The sequence below is a fragment of the Glycomyces sp. L485 genome, assembly GCF_022548875.1.
Classification (GTDB): Bacteria; Actinomycetota; Actinomycetes; order Mycobacteriales; family Micromonosporaceae; genus Glycomyces.
In genome coordinates, this window is record NZ_JAKZEW010000027.1 from 34,462 (window position 1) to 56,614 (window position 22,153).

Annotated in this window: 21 protein-coding genes; 11 read left to right on the top strand and 10 right to left on the bottom strand. The window is 69.1% G+C overall.

All coding sequences use genetic code 11. The annotated features are described in order from the left end of the window. The first annotated feature begins 97 nt into the window (after window positions 1–97). The 5 genes from L0U85_RS13865 to L0U85_RS13885 all read left to right on the top strand — a co-directional run bounded on the left by L0U85_RS13865 (window position 98) and on the right by L0U85_RS13885 (window position 4,358). A complete protein-coding gene (locus tag L0U85_RS13865) occupies window positions 98–676 on the top strand; it encodes a TMEM165/GDT1 family protein (RefSeq protein ID WP_241378353.1) in 579 nt (192 codons plus the stop codon). A 10-nt stretch (window positions 677–686) separates the two neighbouring features. After that, on the top strand, window positions 687–1,151 hold the full coding sequence (rnhA, locus tag L0U85_RS13870) for a ribonuclease HI (RefSeq protein ID WP_241378354.1): 465 nt from the start codon (window positions 687–689) through the stop codon (window positions 1,149–1,151). A 74-nt stretch (window positions 1,152–1,225) separates the two neighbouring features. Continuing rightward, on the top strand, window positions 1,226–2,140 hold the full coding sequence (locus tag L0U85_RS13875) for a tetratricopeptide repeat protein (protein ID WP_241378355.1): 915 nt from the start codon (window positions 1,226–1,228) through the stop codon (window positions 2,138–2,140). Between the two features lie 136 nt (window positions 2,141–2,276). After that, window positions 2,277–3,185, top strand: a complete 909-nt coding sequence (locus L0U85_RS13880) for an arginase family protein (protein ID WP_241378356.1) — start codon at window positions 2,277–2,279, stop codon at window positions 3,183–3,185. 84 nt (window positions 3,186–3,269) lie between these two features. After that, on the top strand, window positions 3,270–4,358 hold the full coding sequence (locus L0U85_RS13885; protein WP_241378357.1) for a PP2C family protein-serine/threonine phosphatase: 1,089 nt from the start codon (window positions 3,270–3,272) through the stop codon (window positions 4,356–4,358). A 51-nt stretch (window positions 4,359–4,409) separates the two neighbouring features. Here L0U85_RS13885 and L0U85_RS13890 read toward each other — a convergent pair whose 3' ends face one another. After that, a complete protein-coding gene (locus L0U85_RS13890; protein ID WP_241378358.1) occupies window positions 4,410–5,243 on the bottom strand; it encodes a class I SAM-dependent methyltransferase in 834 nt (277 codons plus the stop codon). Window positions 5,244–5,353: 110 nt separating this feature from the next. Between L0U85_RS13890 and L0U85_RS13895 the strand changes: the two genes are divergently transcribed. After that, complete coding sequence (locus L0U85_RS13895) at window positions 5,354–5,851, top strand: GNAT family N-acetyltransferase (RefSeq protein ID WP_241378359.1); 498 nt, start codon at window positions 5,354–5,356, stop codon at window positions 5,849–5,851. A 103-nt stretch (window positions 5,852–5,954) separates the two neighbouring features. Continuing rightward, complete coding sequence (locus L0U85_RS13900) at window positions 5,955–6,479, top strand: VOC family protein (protein WP_241378360.1); 525 nt, start codon at window positions 5,955–5,957, stop codon at window positions 6,477–6,479. 25 nt (window positions 6,480–6,504) lie between these two features. On the opposite strand, the gene L0U85_RS13905 is transcribed toward L0U85_RS13900, so the two are convergent. The 6 genes from L0U85_RS13905 to L0U85_RS13930 all read right to left on the bottom strand — a co-directional run bounded on the left by L0U85_RS13905 (window position 6,505) and on the right by L0U85_RS13930 (window position 10,637). Beyond that, entirely contained in the window at window positions 6,505–6,924 is a 420-nt protein-coding gene (locus L0U85_RS13905) for a hypothetical protein (protein WP_241378361.1), read from the bottom strand. 88 nt (window positions 6,925–7,012) lie between these two features. Then, entirely contained in the window at window positions 7,013–8,593 is a 1,581-nt protein-coding gene (locus L0U85_RS13910) for a polyamine aminopropyltransferase (protein WP_241378362.1), read from the bottom strand. Beyond that, window positions 8,590–9,015 carry a DUF350 domain-containing protein gene (locus L0U85_RS13915; RefSeq protein WP_241378363.1) on the bottom strand — a complete coding sequence of 142 codons (426 nt, stop codon included), beginning with the start codon at window positions 9,013–9,015 and terminating at the stop codon, window positions 8,590–8,592. Before L0U85_RS13915 ends, L0U85_RS13910 begins: the two co-directional genes overlap by 4 nt. A 28-nt stretch (window positions 9,016–9,043) precedes the next feature. After that, window positions 9,044–9,505 (bottom strand): DUF4247 domain-containing protein, encoded by a 462-nt coding sequence (locus tag L0U85_RS13920; RefSeq protein ID WP_241378364.1) that lies wholly within the window; start codon window positions 9,503–9,505, stop codon window positions 9,044–9,046. 29 nt (window positions 9,506–9,534) lie between these two features. Further along, window positions 9,535–10,035 carry a DUF2617 family protein gene (locus L0U85_RS13925; protein WP_241378365.1) on the bottom strand — a complete coding sequence of 167 codons (501 nt, stop codon included), beginning with the start codon at window positions 10,033–10,035 and terminating at the stop codon, window positions 9,535–9,537. Beyond that, window positions 10,032–10,637: a DUF4178 domain-containing protein gene (locus L0U85_RS13930; RefSeq protein WP_241378366.1), complete on the bottom strand. Its 606-nt coding sequence runs from the start codon at window positions 10,635–10,637 to the stop codon at window positions 10,032–10,034. The genes L0U85_RS13925 and L0U85_RS13930 overlap by 4 nt, the downstream gene beginning before the upstream one ends. 246 nt (window positions 10,638–10,883) lie before the next feature. Between L0U85_RS13930 and L0U85_RS13935 the strand changes: the two genes are divergently transcribed. After that, window positions 10,884–15,707, top strand: coding sequence for an NAD-glutamate dehydrogenase (locus L0U85_RS13935; RefSeq protein ID WP_241378367.1), 4,824 nt, complete (start codon window positions 10,884–10,886; stop codon window positions 15,705–15,707). Window positions 15,708–15,772: 65 nt separating this feature from the next. Here the strand turns inward: L0U85_RS13935 and L0U85_RS13940 are convergent, their stop codons facing one another. Together L0U85_RS13940 and L0U85_RS13945 are read right to left on the bottom strand one after the other, a co-directional pair. After that, on the bottom strand, window positions 15,773–16,783 hold the full coding sequence (locus L0U85_RS13940; RefSeq protein ID WP_241378368.1) for an ABC transporter permease subunit: 1,011 nt from the start codon (window positions 16,781–16,783) through the stop codon (window positions 15,773–15,775). Then, window positions 16,780–17,805 (bottom strand): ABC transporter ATP-binding protein, encoded by a 1,026-nt coding sequence (locus L0U85_RS13945; RefSeq protein WP_241378369.1) that lies wholly within the window; start codon window positions 17,803–17,805, stop codon window positions 16,780–16,782. Before L0U85_RS13945 ends, L0U85_RS13940 begins: the two co-directional genes overlap by 4 nt. Window positions 17,806–17,936: 131 nt before the next feature. Between L0U85_RS13945 and L0U85_RS13950 the strand changes: the two genes are divergently transcribed. Then, entirely contained in the window at window positions 17,937–18,728 is a 792-nt protein-coding gene (locus L0U85_RS13950; protein ID WP_241378370.1) for an ABC transporter ATP-binding protein, read from the top strand. Between the two features lie 48 nt (window positions 18,729–18,776). After that, window positions 18,777–20,156 (top strand): alpha/beta hydrolase, encoded by a 1,380-nt coding sequence (locus L0U85_RS21360; RefSeq protein WP_241378371.1) that lies wholly within the window; start codon window positions 18,777–18,779, stop codon window positions 20,154–20,156. Here L0U85_RS21360 and lipB read toward each other — a convergent pair. Beyond that, window positions 20,153–20,806, bottom strand: coding sequence for a lipoyl(octanoyl) transferase LipB (lipB, locus tag L0U85_RS13960; protein WP_241378372.1), 654 nt, complete (start codon window positions 20,804–20,806; stop codon window positions 20,153–20,155). The genes L0U85_RS21360 and lipB overlap by 4 nt on opposite strands. Before the next feature lie 245 nt (window positions 20,807–21,051). Between lipB and L0U85_RS13965 the strand changes: the two genes are divergently transcribed. After that, window positions 21,052–22,041, top strand: coding sequence for a TAXI family TRAP transporter solute-binding subunit (locus L0U85_RS13965; RefSeq protein WP_241378373.1), 990 nt, complete (start codon window positions 21,052–21,054; stop codon window positions 22,039–22,041). The last annotated feature ends 112 nt before the right edge of the window (window positions 22,042–22,153 follow it).

A 22,153-nucleotide genomic window follows, 5' to 3' on the forward strand; every position in this document is an offset into this window, starting at 1 on the left:
TCGGTACCGGGGCGAGCGAGACCTTCGACCAAGGCAATGCGCCGGGTCGAGGTCGACGCCGCCTTCTCCCGGCCCGAACTGGGAGGATCAACCCCCGATGGACGTCTTCTTCACCGCCGCCGCGCTCAGCTTCGGCGTCGTCTTCCTCGGCGAGATGGGCGACAAGAGCCAGCTCATGGCTCTTTCCCTCGCCGCACGGTACAAGCTCAGCTCCGTCGTCGCCGGACTCGTCATCGCCACCGCGATCCTCTTCGGCGTGTCCGTCGGCATCGGCACCACCGTCGGCAGCCTGCTGCCCACCGACTGGATCAAACTCGGCGCCGCCGTCCTCTTCATCGCCTTCGGCCTCTGGAGCCTGCGCCCCGAGGACGAGGAGCAACACGAGATCAAAGAGCGCAAGTCCGGCCTCCTCACCGTCGTCGGCGCCGTCATCCTCGCCGAGATCGGCGACAAGACCATGCTCTTCGCCATCGGCCTCGGCAGCCAGTACAACCCGTGGGGCGTCTGGCTCGGCGCCACCGCCGGCATGGTCGCCGCAGACCTCCTCGCAGTCTTCGCCGGCGCCTGGATCGCCGCGCGCATCCCCGAGCGCTTCATCCGCTGGGGAGCGGCCGTGATCTTCATCGTCCTCGGCCTCGCCCTAGGCGTCGAAGCCGTCCGCGCCCTCGCGGGATAAGCTTGCCATCATGCCGAAATCGGACGATCACGAGGACACCGCCGTCATCTACACCGACGGCGCCTGCTCAGGCAACCCGGGCCCGGGAGGCTGGGGCGTCTACTTCAAGTGGGGCGAGCACGAGAAGGAGCTCTACGGCTCCGACAAGGACACCACCAACAACCGCATGGAGCTCATGGCCGCCATCCAGGCCCTGGAGACCCTCAAGCGCCCCATGAAGATCCTGCTGTACACCGATTCCTCGTACGTCCGCAACGGCATCATGACCTGGATGGCCAACTGGAAACGCAACGGCTGGATCAACTCCCAGAAACAGCCGGTCAAGAACGCCGACCTGTGGAAGCGGCTCGACGAGGCCGCCTCCCGCCACGACGTCGAATGGCGCTGGGTCCGCGGCCACTCGGGCGACATCGGCAACGAACGGGCCGACCGGCTCGCCGTCAAAGGCCGGGACGAGGCCGCCGGGCGCGGCTGAGCCGCCGCCGGACCCCGCCCACACTGCGTCATCCCCGAACGCGGGTCACCAATCGGAATGGGATTATTACGAGCATGAGCGACAACGTACCGTCACGATTCTCCGGCAGCGCCGTTGACCTGAGCGCCCTCGCCGCCCAGCAGCAGCAACAGCAGAACGCCGCGGCCCAGCAGGCGGGTGGGCAGACGCCGCCCGCCGCGCCCGCAGGCGCGGGCGCACCCGGGGTCGTCGCGCTCGACGTCACCGACGCCACCGTCCAGACCGAAGTGCTCGAACGTTCGCTGAACACGCTCGTCGTCGTCGTCTTCTGGGCCGACCAGGCTCCCGAGAGCGTCCAGACCCGCGACCTGCTCCAGCGACTCGCCCACGCCGACGGCGGCTCCTGGACCCTCGCCAAGGCCGACGTCCAGTACAACCAGCAGCTCGCCGCGGCACTCCAGCTCCAGTCGCTGCCGGCCGTCGTCGCCGTCGCCGGAGGCCGGCCCGTCGACCTCGTCCAGGGACCGCAGACCGAGCAGGGCCTGCGCCAGTGGATAGCGAAGCTCGCCCAGGCCGCGGGCGTCGACGTCCCGCAGCAGATCGACCCCGAGCTGGCCGCCGCCGAAGACCACATGGTCGAAGGCAACCTCGACGCCGCAGAGATCGCGTTCGACAAGTACCTGAAGAACAACCCCGGATCGCTCGAAGCCGAATCCGGGCTCGCGCAGGTGCGGATGCTGCGCCGCGCAGGCGCGCTCCCGCAGGACGCCGTCGGCATCGCCGACGCCGACCCGGACGATATCGACGCCGCGCTCGCCGCAGCCGACCTCCAGATGCTCTCCGGCCAGGCCGACGAGGCCTACGACCGGCTCATCAAGCAGGTCGCGAAGCTCGCCGGCGACGACCGCGAACGCGTCCGCAAGCGCCTCGTCGAGCTGTTCAGCATCGCCGGGCCCGACGACCCGAACGTCACCAAGGCTCGACGCAAGCTCAGCTCGGTCCTGTTCTAGGAGGAGACCTTCCAACCCGTGTGACATTGCGAACGCCACTTCTGGTGCGGCGGCGTCGGCTGTGATTAGCTAGCTTGGCGGCCGTACCGATTCACGGCCCGCGAGTCGCGCCGTGGCCGGGAGGTGAGCGTCGGTGGTGACCAGATCCAAGCGCGTCGCCGTACTCGACGCGCCGTCCAACCTCGGGCTCCGGCCGCCGACCCAGCACACCGTCCCCGGATGCGCCAAAGCTCCGGGGGCGTTGCGCGACCACCGGATCATCCAGCGGCTCAACGCCGTCGATGCGGGATGCCTCACCCCGCCCAGGTTCGACGCCTCGGGCTGGCGGCCCGGCGACGGGGTCGGCCAGGCCAAGGCCATCGCCGAATACACCCGGCAGCTCGCCGACCGCGTCGAACGGCTCTGGCGCGAGCGCCGCTTCCCCCTGGTGCTCGGCGGCGACTGCTCGATCCTTCTCGGCCCCGTGCTGGCCGCCCGACGCCGAACGGAACGCGACGGCAAGAGCCGGGGCCTCATATTCGTCGACGCCCACTCCGACTTCCGCCACCCCGGCAACTCCCAGTACGTAGGCGCAGCCGCGGCCGAGGAGCTCGCGCTGGCCACGGGCAGGGGACAGCCGGACCTGACCGACATCGGCGGCCTGCGCCCGTACGTCGACACCGACCACCTGGTGGTGCTCGGCCTGCGCGCCGACGACTCCCACCGCGTCGAGCTCGACGCGACCGGCGTCTCGATGCGGACCGTCCCCGAGCTGCGCGCCGGCGGCGTCGGCCGCTCGGCCGAATGGTCGCTGGACGCCGTCGGCGACGTCACGACCTTCTGGCTTCACGTCGACGCCGACGTGCTCGACCCGTCGGTGATGCCGGCGGTGGACGGGCCGGCGGCGGGAGGCATCTCCCTGGGGGAGCTGGGCCAGATCATCGCCACCTGCGCCTCCGACGAACGTTGCGCGGGGATGGAGTTGACGGTCTTCGACCCCGATTACGACCCCGACGGCGAATACGCCAGGGCCCTCGCCGACACCCTCGTCGAGGCCCTCCAGTGATCCGGTCCCGCGATCGCGGCGCCGCCGTTGAATCGGACGAGTGATTCTCCAGGTCGCGAGCCTGAATCGCCATAGAATCGGTGCATGAGCCCGCGCGTTCTCAGAGAGAAGCCGCTGAGCTCGGGCACCCGTCCCCCGCTCTGGCTTCAAATCCTGCCGATCGTGCTGTTCGCCGCCCTCCTGGCCTACCAGCTCAACCTCCCCGAACCGATCAGGGTCGGGCTCGTGACGGCGATCGTGCCGATGCTGGCGGCGTTCGTGCTGGGTCCGGTCGCGATCCTCGCCATCGGAGTGACCTTCACCGGGCTGCTGGCCGCCAACCTGCTCGAGGCCGACGTCTTCAGCGGGCGCGATATTGCGGCGATCGGTTTCGTCTGGGCCACGAGCGCCTGCGTCGCCTGGCTGCGGCAGCGGATCCAGACCCGCTTGGTGACAGTCGAGGGCGTAGCCGAGGCCGTCCAGCACGCGATCCTGCCGGAGCTGCCCGGCTGCGTCGACGAACTCGAATGCGCGGGCTTCTACCGCTCGGCCCAACGCGGCGCCTTGGTCGGCGGCGACCTGTTCGACCTCCGTGCCAGCCCCTTCGGGCCGCGCCTCATCCTCGGAGACGTCCAGGGCCACGGCCTGTCAGCCGTGGGCACCGCCGCCACGCTGCTCACGGCCTTCCACGAGGCCATACTCGACGAGCCCGACCTCGAACGAGTGGCCGCCAGGCTCGAACGGCGCCTCATCATCGACGCCGAACAGGGGCGCATCCCCGAGCTGTTCGCCTCCATCCTGCTCGTCGAATTCAACGAGGGCGCCAGCGAGGCGTGCCTGCTCTCGTACGGCCACCCGCCGCCGCTGCTGGTGCGATCAGCGCGGGTGGAAGAGATCGGCCTCAGGCCCTCCCCGCTCCTCGGGGTGCGACTCGAGACTGCGGAGAAACCGCGCGTCACCCGTATCGGCCTGCGGCCCGGTGACACGCTCCTGGCGTACTCGGACGGCGTCATCGACGCCCGTGACATCGACGGGAACTTCTACCCGCTCGCCGACCGCCTCGCGGGCCTGGCCTCGCCGACGTCCCCCGAGCGCATGGTCGACTTCGTGTGGCACGACCTGAAGGGATTCGCCCACCGCATGACCGACGACATCAGCCTGATAGCGGTCGCCCGCGGCGACGGAGCCTCGTGACGCCCCCGGTTCAGCCTGTGGGCCTGCTCGAACGGCTCCACCGCGTACCAGTCAGGCGCGTGAGGCCTTGAGCGAGTACAGCAGCGGCACTCGGGGCTGGGCCGGCGGCGGCCGGAAGCAGCCGTCCTCGCCCTGCACGAAGCTCTTGAACTGCAAGAACATCGTCTTGTCGTGCTCGTGCAGGAACTCGATGCGCAGCCCGGCCTCGATGAGCGCCGAGACGACGTCGCCCAGGCTGTGGATCCACTCGGTGGCGACGTTGTACACCGTCGGCGCCGACCTGTCGGCATACGTCCCCGGAGCCTCGCGCACCACCGGCAGGCCGCTCGCGTAGTCGCGCACGAACCGTGAACCGGTCGCGTCGTCGAGCGTGTGGGTGATCGGGTGGAACTCGCAGAGGTAGACGAAGCCGCCGGGCGCGATCAGCGAGGAGACGACTCGCGCCCAGTGCCGGATGTCCGGCAGCCAGTTGATCGTTCCGGCGCTCACGTAGACGATGTCGTAGTTCGGGTCCGGCACCGCGCCGACGGCCCCGTAGACGTCCGAGACGACGAACTCGGCCCGGTCGGTGGCGTAGCCCAGGTCGTCGGCCAGTCTTCTGGCGACCTTCACGGCCGGCTCGGAGAAGTCCAGGCCCACGACCCGCGAGGCCCCGAGCCGCGCCCACGTGAGCGCCTCCTGGCCCATGTGGCACTGGAGCTGGAGCAGGCGCCTTCCTGCGACGTCGCCGACCTCGCCGGGCTCGAAGTCCATGAGGACGTCCCCGCCCTCGATGAACCCCTCGAGGTCGTAGGAGGCACTCGCGGCGTGCACGGGGACGCGCTCGTCCCACAGGGCCCGATTCGCATCGAGCCAGCCAGGGGACCGGTTCGCTCCAGCGGCCATGCCCATAATCTTAAGGCTCCGTAGTGCAAACGCGAAGCCAACACCCGATGCGACCGGGTCGGCGGTGCGGCGTAAGTTCGGGCACGGGCCAGCGGCGAAAGGCGGCAGAGTTGAACCGAATCGAAGGCGAGCGGGTGGAGCTGGTCGAGCTCGGCACCGATCGGGCGAAGAGTCTGATCGCGGGCGCGCGCGAAATCCATTGGTCTGCGGAGTATCCGTTCGACGGCACGAAGATCGCGGCGGGGATGCTGCTGAACGCCGTCGACGACGGCCTGTGGAAGCCGGGCTTCGGGATGTACCAGATCGTGCGGAGCGAGGACGGCCTGGTGGTCGGCGACGTCGGCTTCCACGCGGCGCCCGACGAGAACGGGATGGTCGAGATCGGTTACGAGCTCGTGCCGGAGGCGCGGGGGGCGGGGCTCGCGACCGACGCGGTGCTGACGATCGTCGGCTGGGCGATGGGACAGCCCGGCGTCGCGCGGGTCGAGGCCGAGACCACGATCGTCAACACCGATTCGCAGGCGGTCCTGAACCGCTCGGGCTTCGAGATCATCTCGACGAACGGCCAGGACATCCGCTACCGGTTCAAGATCTGGCTGGGGAGGTAGACGACGCCTCATCGAGGCGCCAACAGCCCGCGTTTCGCCCGAATCGTCGGAGGGTATCCGTATCGTTGACGCCCCAGACCGCATCGAGGACGGGAACCGACCCATGGAAGAACGACTCCCGATCATCCCGGACGGCTACACGACGGTGACCCCTTGGATCATCGTCAGGGGCGCGGCCGACTTCCTCGACTTCGTCAAGACCGTTCTCGGCGGCGTGGAGACGGGCAGGGTCTCCAATGAAGACGGGACGATCGGCCATGCCGAGATGAGGATCGGCGACGCGGTGGTGATGGTCTTCGACTCGTCTGAGGGATGGCCGAACACGCCCGCCTACCTCCGGCTGTACGTGGAGGACGGCCAGGCGACCTACGACCGGATGCTGGAGGCCGGCTGCGAGCCGGTCACCGAGCCGACGCTGCTGGCCTGGGGCGACAAGGTCGGCCGGGTCGCGGACCGGTGGGGCAATGTCTGGTGGCTCCAGGAGCAGGTCGAGCAGGTGGACGAGGAGGAGGCCATCCGGCGATGGACCGAGCCGTCGTACCGCGAGGCGATGGCGTACGTCCAGGACTCGCTCAAAGACGAGATGGCCAGGCGCGGGCAGAAGCTCATGAAGTCAGAACAGCCCTGAACGGTGGTGTGCGGAGAGGCTGGGGTCAGCCCGGCTGCTGCATCGACCACAGTGTCTGCTGGAGCCGCTTGACGTCCTCGGGAGCGCCCGAGCCGATTCGGATCTTCTTCTGCTTGCCGGCGGCGGTCAGACGCATGATGTTCGTGCCGTCGAAGACGAGTTGCTCACCCTTCGCCGCGCCGTATGTCCGCACCCGGTTGCCGAGCAGGCCGTACATGTACATCGTGCTCTGTCCGGCGTCGAAGACGAGGAACGGCTTCGAGCGGGACACGATCCCCCCCGCGAGGAGGATCGCGCCGAGGATGAGCCAGAGGGAGAACGTGCCGAGAACGAGCGCGAGCACGCCGAACGCCAGGAATATCGATCCGGCGACGATGAGCAGCACGCTCGTGGAGGACTTGTACCGGACCTCGATCGCGGCTTGAGGGGCGTTTCCGGGATTCATTTCTACTCCTTCGGTGTGACCGCCGGGGGGATCGGCGGCGTCGCCGAGCATACCCGGTCCCCGCCAGGCGGTTCCGGATCCGCGCGGATCAGTAATGGCGCCACTCGGACGCGACGATGTCCACGATCACCGGGTGGATAAGGGTCGACGGCTCCATGTCCATCCGGGTCCGGTCCGGCGGGAACACCTGCGCCGCCTCCAGCAGCTCCGGAGTCAGCGACCTGAGGGGACCGACCGCCGGGTCTAGGGAGACCACAGGAGCCTCACCCGACGCCTGGACCGCGTGGAACCCCCAGTCCCCGAACGACGGTACCGAAGCCTGGTACGAGGTCGCCGCGTAACCGGCCTCCTCCAGCGTCGCGGCTATGGTCCAGTAGGTCTTCGGGGCGAAGTACGGCGAGCCGCCCTGGACCACCATGCGGCCCTGCGGGTTCAAGTGCGCGCCCGCCAGTGCGTAGAACTCCACCGAGTACAGCTTCGCCGTCTCCGTCGCGTCCGGGTCGGGCATGTCGACGACGATGGCGTCGTACGTCGAGCCCTGCTCGCGAAGCCAGGTGAAGGCGTCCTCGTTCGCGACCGCCACCCGCGGGTCCGCCAGGGCGCCTCCGTTCAGGGCCACCAGCTCGTCGAAGTCGCGGGCCAGGTTCGTCACCGTTTCGTCCAGGTCCACCAGCGTGACCGTCTCCACGTCTGGGTAGCGCAGGATCTCCCGGACAGCGAGCGCGTCGCCCCCTCCCAGGACCAGCACATCGCCCCTGGGGCCGTTCATCACCGGGTGGACCAGGGCCTCGTGGTACCGGTATTCGTCTACTGAGGAGAATTGCAGGTCTCCGTCCAGGTACAACCTGAAATCGGTGTCCCCGAACGGCGATGCGGACTCGGTCATCACTATCTGCTGGTACCGCGTGTCCTCGCTGTAGACGATCGGCGCGGAATACAGCTGCTGGCGCGCCGCCACCTCGAAGCGGTCCGTGTAGACGAACGCTCCGGCCAGGACGATCGCGATCGCCCCGGCGGCCAAGGCCAGGAGCTGCCTGCTCATCCTCGACAGGTCGTCTCGGAACAGCAGGAAGATCAGCACCACGCCCGCCACCGCGTTCACCGCCCCGACCAGCAGCGCCCCCCGAATCTGGCCGAAGACCGGCAGGAGCAGGAACGGGAAGGCCAGCCCACCGACGAGCCCGCCCAGGTAGTCGGCGGCGTTGAGGTCCGCCACCGCGGCACCCGCCGCCTGCTTCCGGATGCGTTGCAGCAGCTCCATCAGCAGCGGGATCTCCGCGCCCACCAGCAGGCCGATCAGGGACGCGACGGCGATCAGCGGCACGTTGTAAAGCGCGGTCCACGCGAACGCCGCGTAGAGCAGCAGGACGCTGAAGCCCCCCAGCGCGGCCAGCACCAGTTCGATCGCCGCGAACGACAGTGCCGGCCGCTTCTGGAGGGGCTTGGCGGCCAACGCCCCCAGCCCCATCGCGAACACCATGACGCTCAGGACGATCGACGCTTGAGTCGCCGTGTTCCCCACCAGGTAGGCGCCGAGGGTGATGAGCGCCAGCTCGTAGACCAGCCCGCAGGCCGCCACCACGAACACCGTCGCGAACAGTCCGGCTCGGGCCAGCCGGATCCGCCGTGACGGCGCCCGCTTCGCAGAGGGGACGGCCGGGGGACTCAAGACAGGGCCATCGCGATGACGCCACCGAGCGCCAGGTGCATCGCCGAGTTCACCCAGACCGCGGGCTGCAGTTCGTCCGAGGCGACGATGTCACCGAGCTTCCCGGGCGTCAACGCGTCCAGCACCATGAAGGCCACCGCCATCGCGACCAGGCCGATCACGCCGAATACGAGCGTCGACACGACGCCTTCGAGCAGATTGCCCTCCGACGCCCAGATCGCGCCGACGACGATCAGGCCCACTCCGAGCGTGTTGGACGCCAGCAGGAGCGCCGCGTTCCGGTTGCGCTGCGACCAGATCAGCTCGCCGAGCCTCCCCGGGGTGAGCCAGTCGACTATGAAGAAGCCGAGCACCATCAGCGTGATGCCGACGGCGCTGTAGGCGAGGGCGCCGGCTACGGCGTTGCCGAAGTCTTCGAACATGGAGGCTGCCTTTCAATAGGAATCGGGCTTATTTTCCGCTGCCGGGGCCGCCGCCTCGGAACGGCGACGGCGGGGACGAGGACCATCCCCACAGGAAGAACACGGACGAGTAGTGCTGGTAGCCGGCCCTGTAGCCGAACAGCAGGATCTTCGAGCCGCCCCGGTAGGGCTCGACGGACACGATGTGGTCCTTGTACTGCAGGAAGTACGTGTCGCCGTCGCGGCGCTCGTCCCGCGCGTCGTCGGCGTCGTCGATGTCGTCGGCGACCGTGGACGGCGGCAGCGACGAGGTGTAGGCCTTGCCGCGTCCCTCGTCGAGGTGCGCGGCCCGGGTGTAGTTGCCCTGGATGTGGCCGGTGGGGTTGCTGCGATCCAGGTTGGCGAAGATCGCGCTGCCGCAGCACAGAACGACCACGATGCCGATCGCCAGCCAGTGCTTCCAGTTCAGGCCGCTGGTGCGGCTGGGCTGCTGTTCACCGTGGGTGTGCATGGATGGGTCCTTATGAGTGGGGATCTCGTTCAGCCTACGGTCACGACCGTGCCGGTGGTCGTCACGACCTCGCCGTGCTGGGGATAGGTGTGGACCGTGCGCCATGTCAGCGGCTCGGTCCCGGTGATCTCCAGGGCGGTGACCGCGTCGGGCTCGCTGCCGAACACGCCGACGAGGAGGAGGTCCTCCTCGCCGCGGGCCCGGAACCCGCGGACGCGTTCGCGCAACTGCGGCACGGTCACGTGCTCGACGCCGCAGGTGTAGCGGTGGCGCCAGTTCCCGACGCGCTGGCTGAACTGTTCGGGCAGGTCCGGGACGAGGCCGTCGCGATAGGCGAGGGTCTCGGCGATGAGCCCGTCGGGGGTGGCGACCACGGCCTGGTGGCTGGCGCCCAGCAGTCGCAGCGACAGGCGCAGGGGCCCGGCGTCGCGGTCGAGCTGGTCGAGGACGGGCATGGACGGGGCGTCGGGGCGGAACGTCAGCGAACCGGCTGAGACGTCGACGTAGGGAACTTCGAGGGAGGTGATCATTCGTTCTGGTGATAGATGGTGATCTGGTTGCGGTCCAGGGTAAGGCCCTTCGCCAACTCCCACTTGGCGCCGTCGCCGAACGCCTCGAACGACAGCTTTTGACCGTCCGGGCCGTCGTAGTCGTGGTAGCGGACGGTGCCGGTCGGGGCGAGGCCCGTGGTCGCCTCGCTGGTGTAGCGCGCCTTGCCCTTCTCGTCCGAGCGGTAGGAGACGCCCTCGAAGCTCAGCTCGCGCGGCCCCGGCTGGAGGTCGGAGCCGGTGACCTCCTCCCACAGGACCAGCTCCAGGTCGGGGTCGGCCTCGACCGACAGCCACCGCTTGACGCCGGAGCCGGTGTCCAGGAAGTGCTCGGCCCAGGCGTAGTCGCCCTCGCTCAGGCGAAGGCTCCCGCGCACCGCGAGCGTCTTGCCGTAGGCCTCGACGAGGTCGCCGGCCTTGACGCGCCGCGGGTCGCCGCGCAGGACGTCCGAGTCGGAGTCGGCGAAGGGGTCGACCGGCGGCGGGGGAGCGGCGGTCTCGACGTTCCGGGCGGCGTTGCGGCGCCACAGCCACCAGGCCAGGGCCGCGAGGGCGACGAGCACGAGCACGACGACCACGAACATGGGGGTCACCTCAACGTTTGGGGGACGATTTACTTGATCACTCTACAGAGGCGCCGCACGTTCCGCTGTAACCGTGTTGGCGACCGGGGGCCGTACGATCGGGTGCGATCCGGGCCGCGGGCGGCGCTCGACGGGTTGTGCGCCGCACTTCGCACCGGGCCACTTGTGAGCGCATCGCCGTGCGATCCTATTTTGGAGCTGGTTCACAAGGACGTGGGCGAAGTCGATTTGAGCTGGAGACTAGACGTGTTGGCGTTCATCGGTGATGAAGAGTTCCATGAGACCCTGCCCGATAGGGAGGAGCTCTTCGCCGAAGCGGCCGGCCTCGCCGGAACCGACGAACCACTGGCCGGGCTGGTCGGGCTGTACTGGAGCCTCGTGGCCGACGACGACCTGGTCGGCCGCAGCGCCCAGCAGTTGTTCGACACCACCGCCCGCCACCGGAGCCTCGCGCTGCGCCGCGCGCCCGGAGAGGTCCGCCTCGAGATCGACTGCCCCTCCGACCCCGAAGGGCCCGACGCCGCCTCCAACACCCGCGTCGACATCGTCTGCGAGGACTCGCCGTTCCTTGTGGACTCCTTGACGGGCCTTTTCAATAAGCACGGCATCGACGTCAGCGTCTTCGTCCACCCGATCGTCCCCGTCGAGCGAGACGAGGACGGCGAGCTCGTCGCCGCGCCCGCCGAGAACGGCGTGCCGGAGAGCTGGATGCACGTCGAGCTCCAGCGGGTGGCGGACAAGGAGTTCCTCCAGATGCTGGAGTCGGAGATCCTCGCGGTCCTCGACGACGTCAGCGTCTGCGTCAACGACTGGCAGGCGATGCGAGACAAGGCGCTCGGCATCGCCGCCGACCTCGACGGCAAGCCGCTGCCGGTCCCGCAGAAGGACATCGAGGACACGATCGAGCTGCTGCGCTGGCTCGCCGACGGCAGGTTCACGTTCCTCGGATTCCGGCAGTACAGGCTCACCGGCTCCGGCCCCGACCGGGCGCTCACGCCGATCGAGGAGACCGGCCTCGGCCTGCTCGCCAAGGCGCCGGTCGCGCCGAGGCTCCTGTCGACGTTCAACGCCGACGCCCGCGCCCAGATTTCCACCAAGAGGCTGCTGGTCATCACCAAGTCCAACGCCCGGTCCACGGTCCATCGCACGTCCTTCATGGACTATATCGGCGTCAAGACCTTCGACGCGAGCGGCGAACCCGACGGCGAGCTGCGCTTCCTCGGCCTGTTCACCTCCGCGGCCTACCTGTCGTCGGTCACGCGCATCCCGGTGGTGCGCCGCAAGGTCGAGGAGGTCATCGAGCGCTCCGGCGTGACCTTGGCGTCGCACTCCGGCAAGGACCTCGTGACGGCCCTGGAGACCTACCCGAGGGACGAGCTGTTCCAGGCTCGCACCGACGACCTGTACCGCACCGCGATGGGTGTGCTGCGCCTCGCCGGTCGGCGCCGCCTGCGACTGTTCCTGCGCCGCGACGTCTACGGCCGCTTCTGCTCGTGCCTGGTGTACCTGCCGCGCGATCGGTACAACACCGCCAACCGGATAAAGATCCAGGAGATCCTCAACCGGCGCCTCGGCGGCATCGGCGTCGACTACGACACACGTGTCACCGAGTCGGTCCTGGCGCGCCTGCACTTCGTCATCCGCATCGACCCGTACGCCGACGCAGAACCGGTCGACGTCGACTCGATCCAGGCCGAGCTGGCCGACGCGACCCGCTCGTGGGACGCCGACCTGGCGCTCCAGCTCGACCACCATGTCGGGGAGGGACAGGCCCGTAGCCTGTTCCGGACCTACTCCGAGGCCTACCCGGCCGCGTACAAGGCCGAGCACCCGCCGATCGACGCGGCCAAGGACATCGCGAAGCTGGAGATGCTCCACGAGTACGGCGACATGGAGCTCCAGCTGTTCCGCCGCGGCGGCGACGACGCCGACGTCCACTTCAAGATCTACTCCTTCGAGGACCCGATCGGGCTCTCCGAGGCGCTCCCGGTGCTGCGGAACCTCGGCGTCACGGTCGCCGAGGAGCGGCCGTACCACATCGCCCGCGCCGACGGCATGATCAACCTGCACGACTTCGGGATCACCCTGCCCGGGCGGGTCGCCGAGTCGGTTCCGCAGATGCGGGCGCGCTTTGAGAACTCCTTCCGCGCCGTGTGGTCCGGCGAGGCCGAGTCCGACCGGTTCAACGAGCTGGTCATCGCCGCCGGTCTCACCTGGCGGCAGGTCGTCGTCCTCCGCGCGATGGCGAAGTACCTGCGCCAGTGCGGTTTCGTGTTCTCCCAGGACTTCATCGCCTCGACGCTCGGCGCCTACCCCGAGATCTCGGCCGACCTGGTGCGGCTGTTCGAGGCCCGGTTCGACCCGCGCGTAGGCGACGACCGGGACACCGCCGTCCAACGCATCGACGAGGCGCTCGCCGCGGGGCTCACCGCCGTCCCGAGCCTGGACGCCGACCGGATCCTGCGGGCCTTCCTCACCCTGATCCGCTCGACGCTGCGCACCTCCTACTTCCAACGCGGCCCCGCTGGGCGCCCGAAGAAGCACGTGTCGTTCAAGTTCAACGCCCGCCAGATCGACTTCCTGCCCAAGCCTCGCCCCATGTTCGAGGTGTTCGTGTACTCCCCGGACTTCGAGGGCGTCCACATGCGGTACGGGAAGGTCGCCCGCGGCGGCCTGCGCTGGTCCGACCGCCGCGAGGACTTCCGCACCGAGATCCTCGGCCTGGTCAAGGCCCAGGAGGTCAAGAACACCGTCATCACTCCCGTCGGCGCCAAGGGCGGCTTCGTGCTCAAGCGCGGTCCCTTCCCCGACAGGACCGCCCTCCACGCCGAGGGCGTCGCCCGCTACCGCGAGTTCATCTCGGCCCTGCTGGACATAACCGACAACCGCGACGCGGACAACACCGTCGTCCCGCCGCCGGGCGTCGTCCGTCACGACGGCGACGACCCGTACCTCGTCGTCGCCGCCGACAAGGGCACCGCCACGTTCTCCGACATAGCCAACCAGGTCGCCGCCTCATACGGCTTCTGGCTCGGCGACGCCTTCGCCTCCGGCGGCTCGGTCGGCTACGACCACAAGAAGATGGGCATCACCGCGCGCGGCGCCTGGGAGTCGGTCAAGCGCCACTTCAGGGCCATCGGCGTCGACACGCAGACGCAGGACTTCACTGTCGTCGGCATCGGCGACATGTCCGGCGACGTGTTCGGCAACGGCATGCTCCTGTCCGAGCACATCCGCCTCGTTGCCGCGTTCAACCACATGCACATCTTCATCGACCCGAACCCGGACGCCGCCACCTCGTTCGACGAGCGCCGCCGCCTGTTCGAACTGCCGCGCTCGACGTGGACCGACTACGACGCCTCCCTCATCTCGCCCGGCGGCGGCGTGTGGGACCGCTCGGCGAAGTCCATCCCGGTCTCCGCCGAGGTCCGCGCCGCGCTCGGACTCGGCGAAGAGGTCGAGGACATGACGCCTCCCGAACTCATGAGCGCCATACTCGAAGCACCGGTCGACCTGCTGTGGAACGGCGGCATCGGCACCTATGTCAAGGCCAGGCTCGAATCCCACGCGGCCGCCGGAGACAAGGCCAACGACGTGGTCCGCGTGAACGGCGCCGACCTGCGCTGCAAAGTCGTCGGCGAAGGCGGCAACCTCGGCCTCACCCAGCTGGGCCGCATCGAGTTCGCCCAGAACGGCGGGCGCCTCAACACCGACTTCATCGACAACTCCGCGGGCGTCGACACCTCTGACCACGAGGTCAACATCAAGATCCTGCTGCGCTCGGCGGCGCTGGCCGCGCGGATCGAGCCCGAGCGGCGCGACAAGCTGTTCATGGACATGGCCGACACCGTCGCCGACATGGTCCTCGGTGACAACTACGGCCAGAACATGGCTCTGGCCAACGCCTCTCATCTGGCCCCGCGGCTCTTCCCGGTCCATATCCGGCTCATGAAGTATCTGGAGAAGCGCGTCGGGCTCGACCGTGAGATCGAGGGCCTGCCCAGCGACAAGCAGCTCAAGGAGCGCATCGCCGCGGGCCAGGGCCTCACCAGCCCCGAACTGTCGGTGCTGCTGTCGTACGTGAAGATCTGGGCAAAGCGCGCCGTCCTCGACTCCGACCTGCCCGACGAGCCGTGGACGATGCCAGTCCTGCACGACTACTTCCCGAAGCCGCTGCGCAAGGCCTACGCCGACCTCATGGCCGAGCACCCGCTGCGCCGCGAGATCGTCACCACCGCCGTCGTCGGCGAGGCCGTCAACCGCGGCGGCACCACGTTCCTGTTCCGCATCTCCGACGAGACCGGCGCCGACGTCGTCGACGTCATCCGCGCCTACGTCATCATCCGCGACGCATTCGGCCTGCCGGACCTGTGGCGGCGCATCGAGGCGCTCGACAACCAGGTCCCGCATGCCGCGCAGATCTCGGCGCTGCTGGTGATCCGCCGCCTGCTCGACCGGGGCGTGCGCTGGCTCGTGCAGCACCGCCGCGGCCCGCTCGACGTCGCCGGAGAGATCGACCGGCTCCGGCCCGGCCTGGCCGTGCTCCAGCCGAAGCTGTCCGAGCTGCTCACCGACTCCGAGGCGGTCGGCTTCGAGCAGTTCTGCACCCAGCTCGCCGAGCAGGGCGTGCCCGCCGCGCTCGCCGTCGACGCCTCCTCGCCGATCTTCGGGTTCGGGCTGGTCGACGTCGTCGAATGCTCGCGCATGCTGGGCGCCAACCTGGTCGAGACCGCGCAGGTCTACTACGGCATCGCCGCGCAGCTCCACGCCGACGAGATCCTCAACCAGATATCGGCGCTGCCCAGGCGCAACCGCTGGCAGACCCTGGCGCGTTCGGCGCTGCGGTACGACCTGTACAGTGCGCTCGCGGCGCTGACCGCCACGGCCCTGCACGCCAAGCCGGGCGCGCTGCCGAGCGAGGCGGTCGAGGTGTGGGCCGAGCGCAACGCCGTCGAGATCGGGCGCATTCTTGCCGCCGTTGACGAGGCCGAGCGGAGCGATGAGAAGCTCGCGGTCCTGTCCGTCGCACTGCGCCAGATCCGGAGCCTGGTCGAGACCGAGCTGGATTGAACGGACGCTGAGCGAACTGTGGACAATGCCGGCTCGACCGGTGATTTCCGCGCCGGACCGTTCGGCTAAGTGATATCGCGCTTGGCGAACGACCAGGTGCCCAGCGCCGTGAACAGCAGGACGATCCCGCCGAGTAGCAGTCCGGCGTCGGTCGCGGTCAGCACCATGGTCTCGGGGAGCTCGCTGAGCCCGTTCCAGTGTTCGAGCGTCACTCGGCCCTCGATCCACGCGCCGATCCACGTGTAGACCGACAGCAGTTCCGGAAACCTCATGTCGATGCCGAGGCGCACGAAGGTCACCAGCATCTCGCCGACGGTGAGGTAGCCGACGATGACGCCGCCGGCGATCGCGGTGTGGCGGCCCAGCATCGCCAGCGCCGAACCGAGCACGGTCATGCCCAGCGCGAGCACGCCGGTGCGGGTGAGCCGCTCCGAGGTGTCCCCCCACCAGGGCGCGTCGAGCGTCCCGGTGTCGCCGCGGACGGCGGCGGTCAGGTACAGCAGCCCGAACGCGAGCGCGAGCATCGCGACGACCGCGAGAGCGCAGACGGTCACGACGGCGCCGAGCTTCGCGCTCCACACCCGCATCCGGTTCGGATGCCACACCAGGAGGTTCGCGATGCCGCCGCTGGACCATTCGGCGCCGATCGTCGAGGCGGCCAGCAGCATCGCCAGCAGCCCGGTGACGATCCCGACGCCGATGAGCAGCACGACGCCTTCCTCGTGGAACTTGAATGTGTAGACGTAGATGAAGTCCTCGGCCCGGGCGTCGGCCCAGAAGACCTCGGAGCACGCCTGCTCGTGCGGCATGTCCTTGAACCACTCGTCGTCGGCGACCCAGCCGTACTCCGGGTGGCCCTCGAAGAACTGCTCGTCGTCGGCGCACGCCTCGTAGCGGGCGTTGACCTCGTCGGCCTGCGACTGGGCGAAGGCCAGGTCCGCCTCGCTCGGGCCGGTGCTGGAGTTGAACCACATGATGACGGTGAGCGCCAGCAGCCCGGCGACGGCGCAGATGCCGAAGATCAGGCTCAGGCGGCGGCGCGCGATGCGGTGAAGTTCGGCTTTGAACAGGTTCATCGTCGGTCGCCTCCCGTGGCGGTCTCGAGGGCGGCTTCGGCGGCGGCGACCGGAGCGGCGGTCTGTCCGACTTGGACGGGCTGCCCGGCCTGCGGAGTGGTCCCGGTGAGCTCCAGGAACACCGATTCGAGGTTCTTGGTCTCGGTGGTGAGCTCGGAGAGGTAGATCCCGGCGTCGGCGAGGGTCTTGGTGACCCACGAGGCCTCGTGCGCTCCTGTGACCAGCAGCCGCTCCTTCTCGGCGGTGACCGTGACGCCGCCTCCGGCGGCCTGGAGCGCCTCGACGGCGTCGCGGATCCGGCCGGCGTCGTCGAAGCGGACGCTCAGCTGCGAGCCGGAGTGGCCGGCGATGATGTCGGCGACCCTGCCGTCGACGATGCGCCGTCCCCTGGAGACGATCGTCATCGAGTCGCACAGCAGCTGCACCTCGGACAGCAGGTGCGAGCTGACGACCACGGTGACGCCCTGCTCGTGTGCGAGCCACTGGAGCAGGGACCGCATGTGGTGAATCCCGGCCGGGTCGAGGCCGTTGGCCGGCTCGTCGAGGATGAGCAGCTCGGGCTGTTTGAGCAGCGCCTGCCCGACGGCGAGGCGTTGGCGCATGCCGAGCGAGTAGCCCTTGACCGACTGCTTGGCCTGGTCGCGCAGTCCGACCTGCTCGAGGACCTCGTCGACCCGCTTGGGCGGGACGCCGACGCTCTCGGCCAGCAGCTGGAGGGTGAGCCGCCCCGAGAAGTGCTTGAAGAACTGCGGCGACTCCACGACGGCGCCGACGCGTGCGGTGACGTGCGGCAGGCGCTTGGGGACCTCTTCGCCGAAGATCCGCATGGCGCCGCCGTCGGTGGCGATGAGGCCCAGCAGCGCGCGGAGCGTCGTGGTCTTGCCCGATCCGTTGGGGCCCAGGAATCCGTGGACCTGTCCTGCTGCGACCTCCATGTCGAGGCCGTCCAAAGCGTTGTGCGGCTGGCGCATGAGACGTCGATACGTCTTGCGCAGACCCGATATCTCTATGACTGGGGGCATGGACTCGCTTTCGTGAACGGAGCAAGCGGGTGGCCAGGAGAACTCCGATAATATACCCGGTATAGTGTCGCGTCACCGGCCGCCCCGCCCGCACGCGTGCCGACCGATCGGCCGCGTGGTTTCATTGACCCGTGGCTCAGTCTGAACGCGTCCTCGACCTGTCCGGCGTCACCGTCCGACGCGGCAACAACCAGCTCATCGACGGCATCGACTGGCAGGTCGATGCCGACCAGCGCTGGGTGGTCCTCGGCCCCAACGGAGCGGGGAAGACGACGCTGCTCAACATTGCGGCAGCCCGCAACCATCCCACCTCCGGCGCCGTCGACATCCTCGGCCAGCGCCTCGGCCGCATCGACGTGTTCGAACTGCGGCCCCTCATCGGCCTGACGACCACCCAGATCGCGGATTCCATCCCGAACGACGAGACCGCGCTCGACGTCGTCCGCACCGCCGCCTGGGGACGCGTCGGCCGCTGGCACGAGGACTACGACGACCTCGACGACGACCGCGCCATGTCGCTGCTGCGTTGGCTCGGCGTCGCCGCCCTCGCAGATCGCCTCTTCGGCACCCTCTCCGAAGGCGAGCGCAAGCGCGTCCAGATCGCACGCGCCCTCATGACCGACCCCGAACTCCTCCTCCTCGACGAGCCCGCCGCCGGACTCGACCTCGGCGCCCGCGAAGCGCTCGTCGCGACCCTCTCCGGGCTCGCAAAGGACACCGCGGCACCGGCGACGGTCCTGGTGACGCACCACGTCGAGGAGATCCCGCCGGGGTTCACGCACGCCCTGATCCTCTCGGCCGGCGCCGTGGTCGCCGCGGGCCCCATCGGCGAAGCGCTCACCTCCGCCACGCTCTCCAAGGCCTTCGGGCTCCCGCTCACCTTGACCGCCAACGGAAGCCGCTACACCGCGGTCGCTGCCTGACCATGCTCGAATTAGCGACTCCCGCATGCCTCGGATACGCTGATTCCCGTGAGATTTCGGTGGTGGCGAACCTCGGGCCTGCTCGCGGTCTCGTCGGTCGCGCTGGTGTACCTCGCCGGCGTCACGCAGCTCGGCGAGGCCGAGGCGGAGCCTGTCGAGGCCGTGCCCGCGGTCGCCCATGACGTCGACGAGCAGGTCCTCGCCCTCCAAGCCGACTCACCGGCCGTCGGCGCCGACCTCGATGCGGCCCTCGCGGCCGCCCTCGGCGACGCCGAACTCGCGGCCGAGCTGGTAGCAGCCGTGCCCGACCCCGACGGCGGTGAGCTGTCCGCGGCGCTGGCGGTCCTCGACGAGGCCTCGGGCGACCTCGACCCGGTCGAGGTCGGCGCTTTCTTCGACGAGGTGGGGGAGGAGAACACGGCCTGGCTGTCGGTGCTCTACCCCTCGGTCGTCGCCTATCTGCCGGGCGCGCCGTTCGAGGCGCGCATCACCGCGAACAAGCTCGTCATCGAGGCCGCCACGCGGGCCTCCACCGAGTTCGCCTCGCCCGACCGGCCCTGGACCGAGGTCTCCGACCGCCCGCCGCGCGACGAGCTGGCGGAGCTGGACGGTTCGGACCGCGAGTTCATCTCCCTCGACCCGTACAACAACGCCGGTGGCGGCTCGTGGATCGAGGTCCTCGGCGACCTGGAGACCGCCGAGGCGGTGACGGTGCTGGTTCCGGGCGGTTCGGCCGAGTTGTCGAGCGCGAACTTCAACCTCTACTACAACCGGGCCGAGACCTTCGTCGACGCCGCCGACGGCGAGCTCGCGGTCGTGGTGTGGGCGGGCGCGTCCTGGCCGTCGGGCTGGATCGAGGAGTCGTGGGCGTCCTGGTCGCAGGTCGCCGCCGAGAACCTCGCGTCATTCACCTTCGACCTGCGAGCCCAGGTCGGCTCGGGCGTCCCGATCACCCTCGCCGGGCACTCGTACGGCGGGGCGGTCATCGGCCTGGCCGAGACGAACGACGTCGTCGCCGACCGGGTCCTGCACATCGCCTCGGCCGGGATGGGCTACGACGTGTACCGGCCGGAGGATTTGAGCGAGCCGTGCCGGCCGCGCTATTCGATCACCGCGCCGGGCGACCCGATCTCGTATGTGCAGGGCATGCCGTACGTGCCGCTGCTGGGGCACGGCGCCGACCCCGACGACTTCCCCGGGACGCTCAAGCTCTCCACCGGGAGCCTGCCCGACAGCCCCGAAGCGGTCGACGACTACGGCGTGAGCCTCGTCGAGCGCGGCATCTCGGGCAAGGACGTGGAGGGCGTCCACTCGCATTCGGAGGTCTTCTACCCCGAGTCGGACTCGTGGGACAACATCCTGGCGGTGCTGCTCGGCGGCGAGCCGGAACCGGCCGACGACCAGCCGGCTCCGATCCCCGGTTGTTAGGGCTCCAACAAGAGCGCCAGGTGCTTCTCGACCACCGGCGTGACCTCTTCGACGGTGACCTCGCGGCCGAGCTCGGCCGACAGGCTCGTGACGTCGGCGTCGGTGATCGCGCACGGCGCGATCCGGTCCCAGGCGGTCATGTCAGGGTCGCAGTTGAGCGCGAAGCCGTGCATGGTCGTCGCCCACCGCACGCGCACGCCGATCGCGCAGATCTTGCGCTCGGGGCCGCGATCGTCGGCCGGGAGCCACACGCCGGTGCGGTCCCGCAGCCGTCCTCTCGCCGAGGTCACGCCGAACTCATGGCAGACGGCGCTGATCATGTCCTCCATGCGCCGCACGTAGGCGACGACATCGACCTTGTTGCGGAGCTTCATGATCGGGTAGCCGACGAGCTGCCCGGGCCCGTGCCAGGTGATCTGGCCGCCCCGGTCGACCGTGACGACGGGGGTGCCGTCCTGCGGCAGCGCCCACGTCTCGGTGCGCCTCCCGGCGGTGTAGACGCTCGGGTGCTGGAGCAGCAGGACGGTGTCGCCGATCTCGTCGTCGATGCGCCGCTGCTGGAGCTCCTTCTGATAGTCCCAGGCCTCCTGGTACTCGACCAGTCCTCGCTGCTCGACGGTGATCTGCTGGGTCTCCACTGGCACGGTCATGGCATCGACACTAATCGGCCCTCCGCCGCTGTACAACGTCAGCTGCGCAACTCACCGATGTCCCGCGAAAGTCGCCCTCATTGAGAACATAACGGTTCGGCTACTATGTGGCGTCATGACGGCGCGTATGTGTGTCTGTGTGGTTGCGGCATCGTAGAGTGCTTTCATCCCCGCACAGTGAAGCCATCGAACCGCTGTGTTGCACGGCCCGTGCCCGCTCCGATGCGGTGCATACATTTCAATGAATGGAGAAAGAGATGCTGAGGAGGATCGCCCGCTTCGTCGCGCCGATCGCCGCCACCGCGCTCCTGGCCACCGCGTGCGGCGTCGGGACCGACGGCGACGACGGCGGTGACGCCGGCGAGCCGAGGTCCGACATGGTGCTCGGCACCGGGTCTGTCGGCGGCACCTACTATCCGCTCGGCGGTGCCATCGCCCAGATGTGGAGCTCCGAGATCGACGACCTTCGGGTCTCGACCATCTCCACCGGCGCCTCCGTGGAGAACATCCGCCTGCTCCAGGCCGGCGACATCAACCTGGCGATGTCCGTCAACGGCACCGCCACCCAGGCGGTGAACGGCGAAGGCGAGTTCGCCGACAGCGATGTCGAGCTGGCGATGCTCGGCAACATCTACCCGGAGGTCATGCAGATCGTCGCGAGCGCCGACTCCGGCATCGAGACCATCGCCGACCTCGACGGCATGCGAGTCGCGATCGGCCCGGACGGCTCGGGCACCCAGATCCTGACGCAGCAGATCCTCGACGCCGCCGGCGTCACGCCCGGCGAGACCTTCGCCGACGGCTTCGGCGACGCCGCCGCGAAGCTGCGCGACGGCCAGGTCGACGCGGCCTTCGGCATTCTCGCGCTGCCCGCCGCGTCGCTGGAGGAGGCCGCCCAGAACGCCGACCTCTCGCTCGTGTCGATTCCCGACGACGTCTCGGCGACGCTCACCGAAACCGACGCCACGCTGTCCACCATGGAGATCCCCGGGGGGACCTACCCGGGCATCGACGATCCCGCCACGACCGTCACCGGCTGGGCCACGCTCTACGCGCTGCCGAGCCTGAACGAGGACCAGGTGTACGAGCTGGTCAGCACCATGTACGGGAACGCGGGCACGATCGACCACTCGGTGGCCGCCTCGATCCAGCTCGAAACCGCGCTGGAAGGCCGGGTCGACGTCGAACTGCACCCGGGCGCCGAGCGCTACTTCGAGGAGCAGGGACTGCTGTAACAGCAACCCCCGCGTAAGATTGTAATAAAGAACACACGGGCGGCGAGTCGGCCATACGCCGGCTCGCCGCTCCTGGCATACGCCCGCCTGCCGTCACCGCGAACCCCTGAGG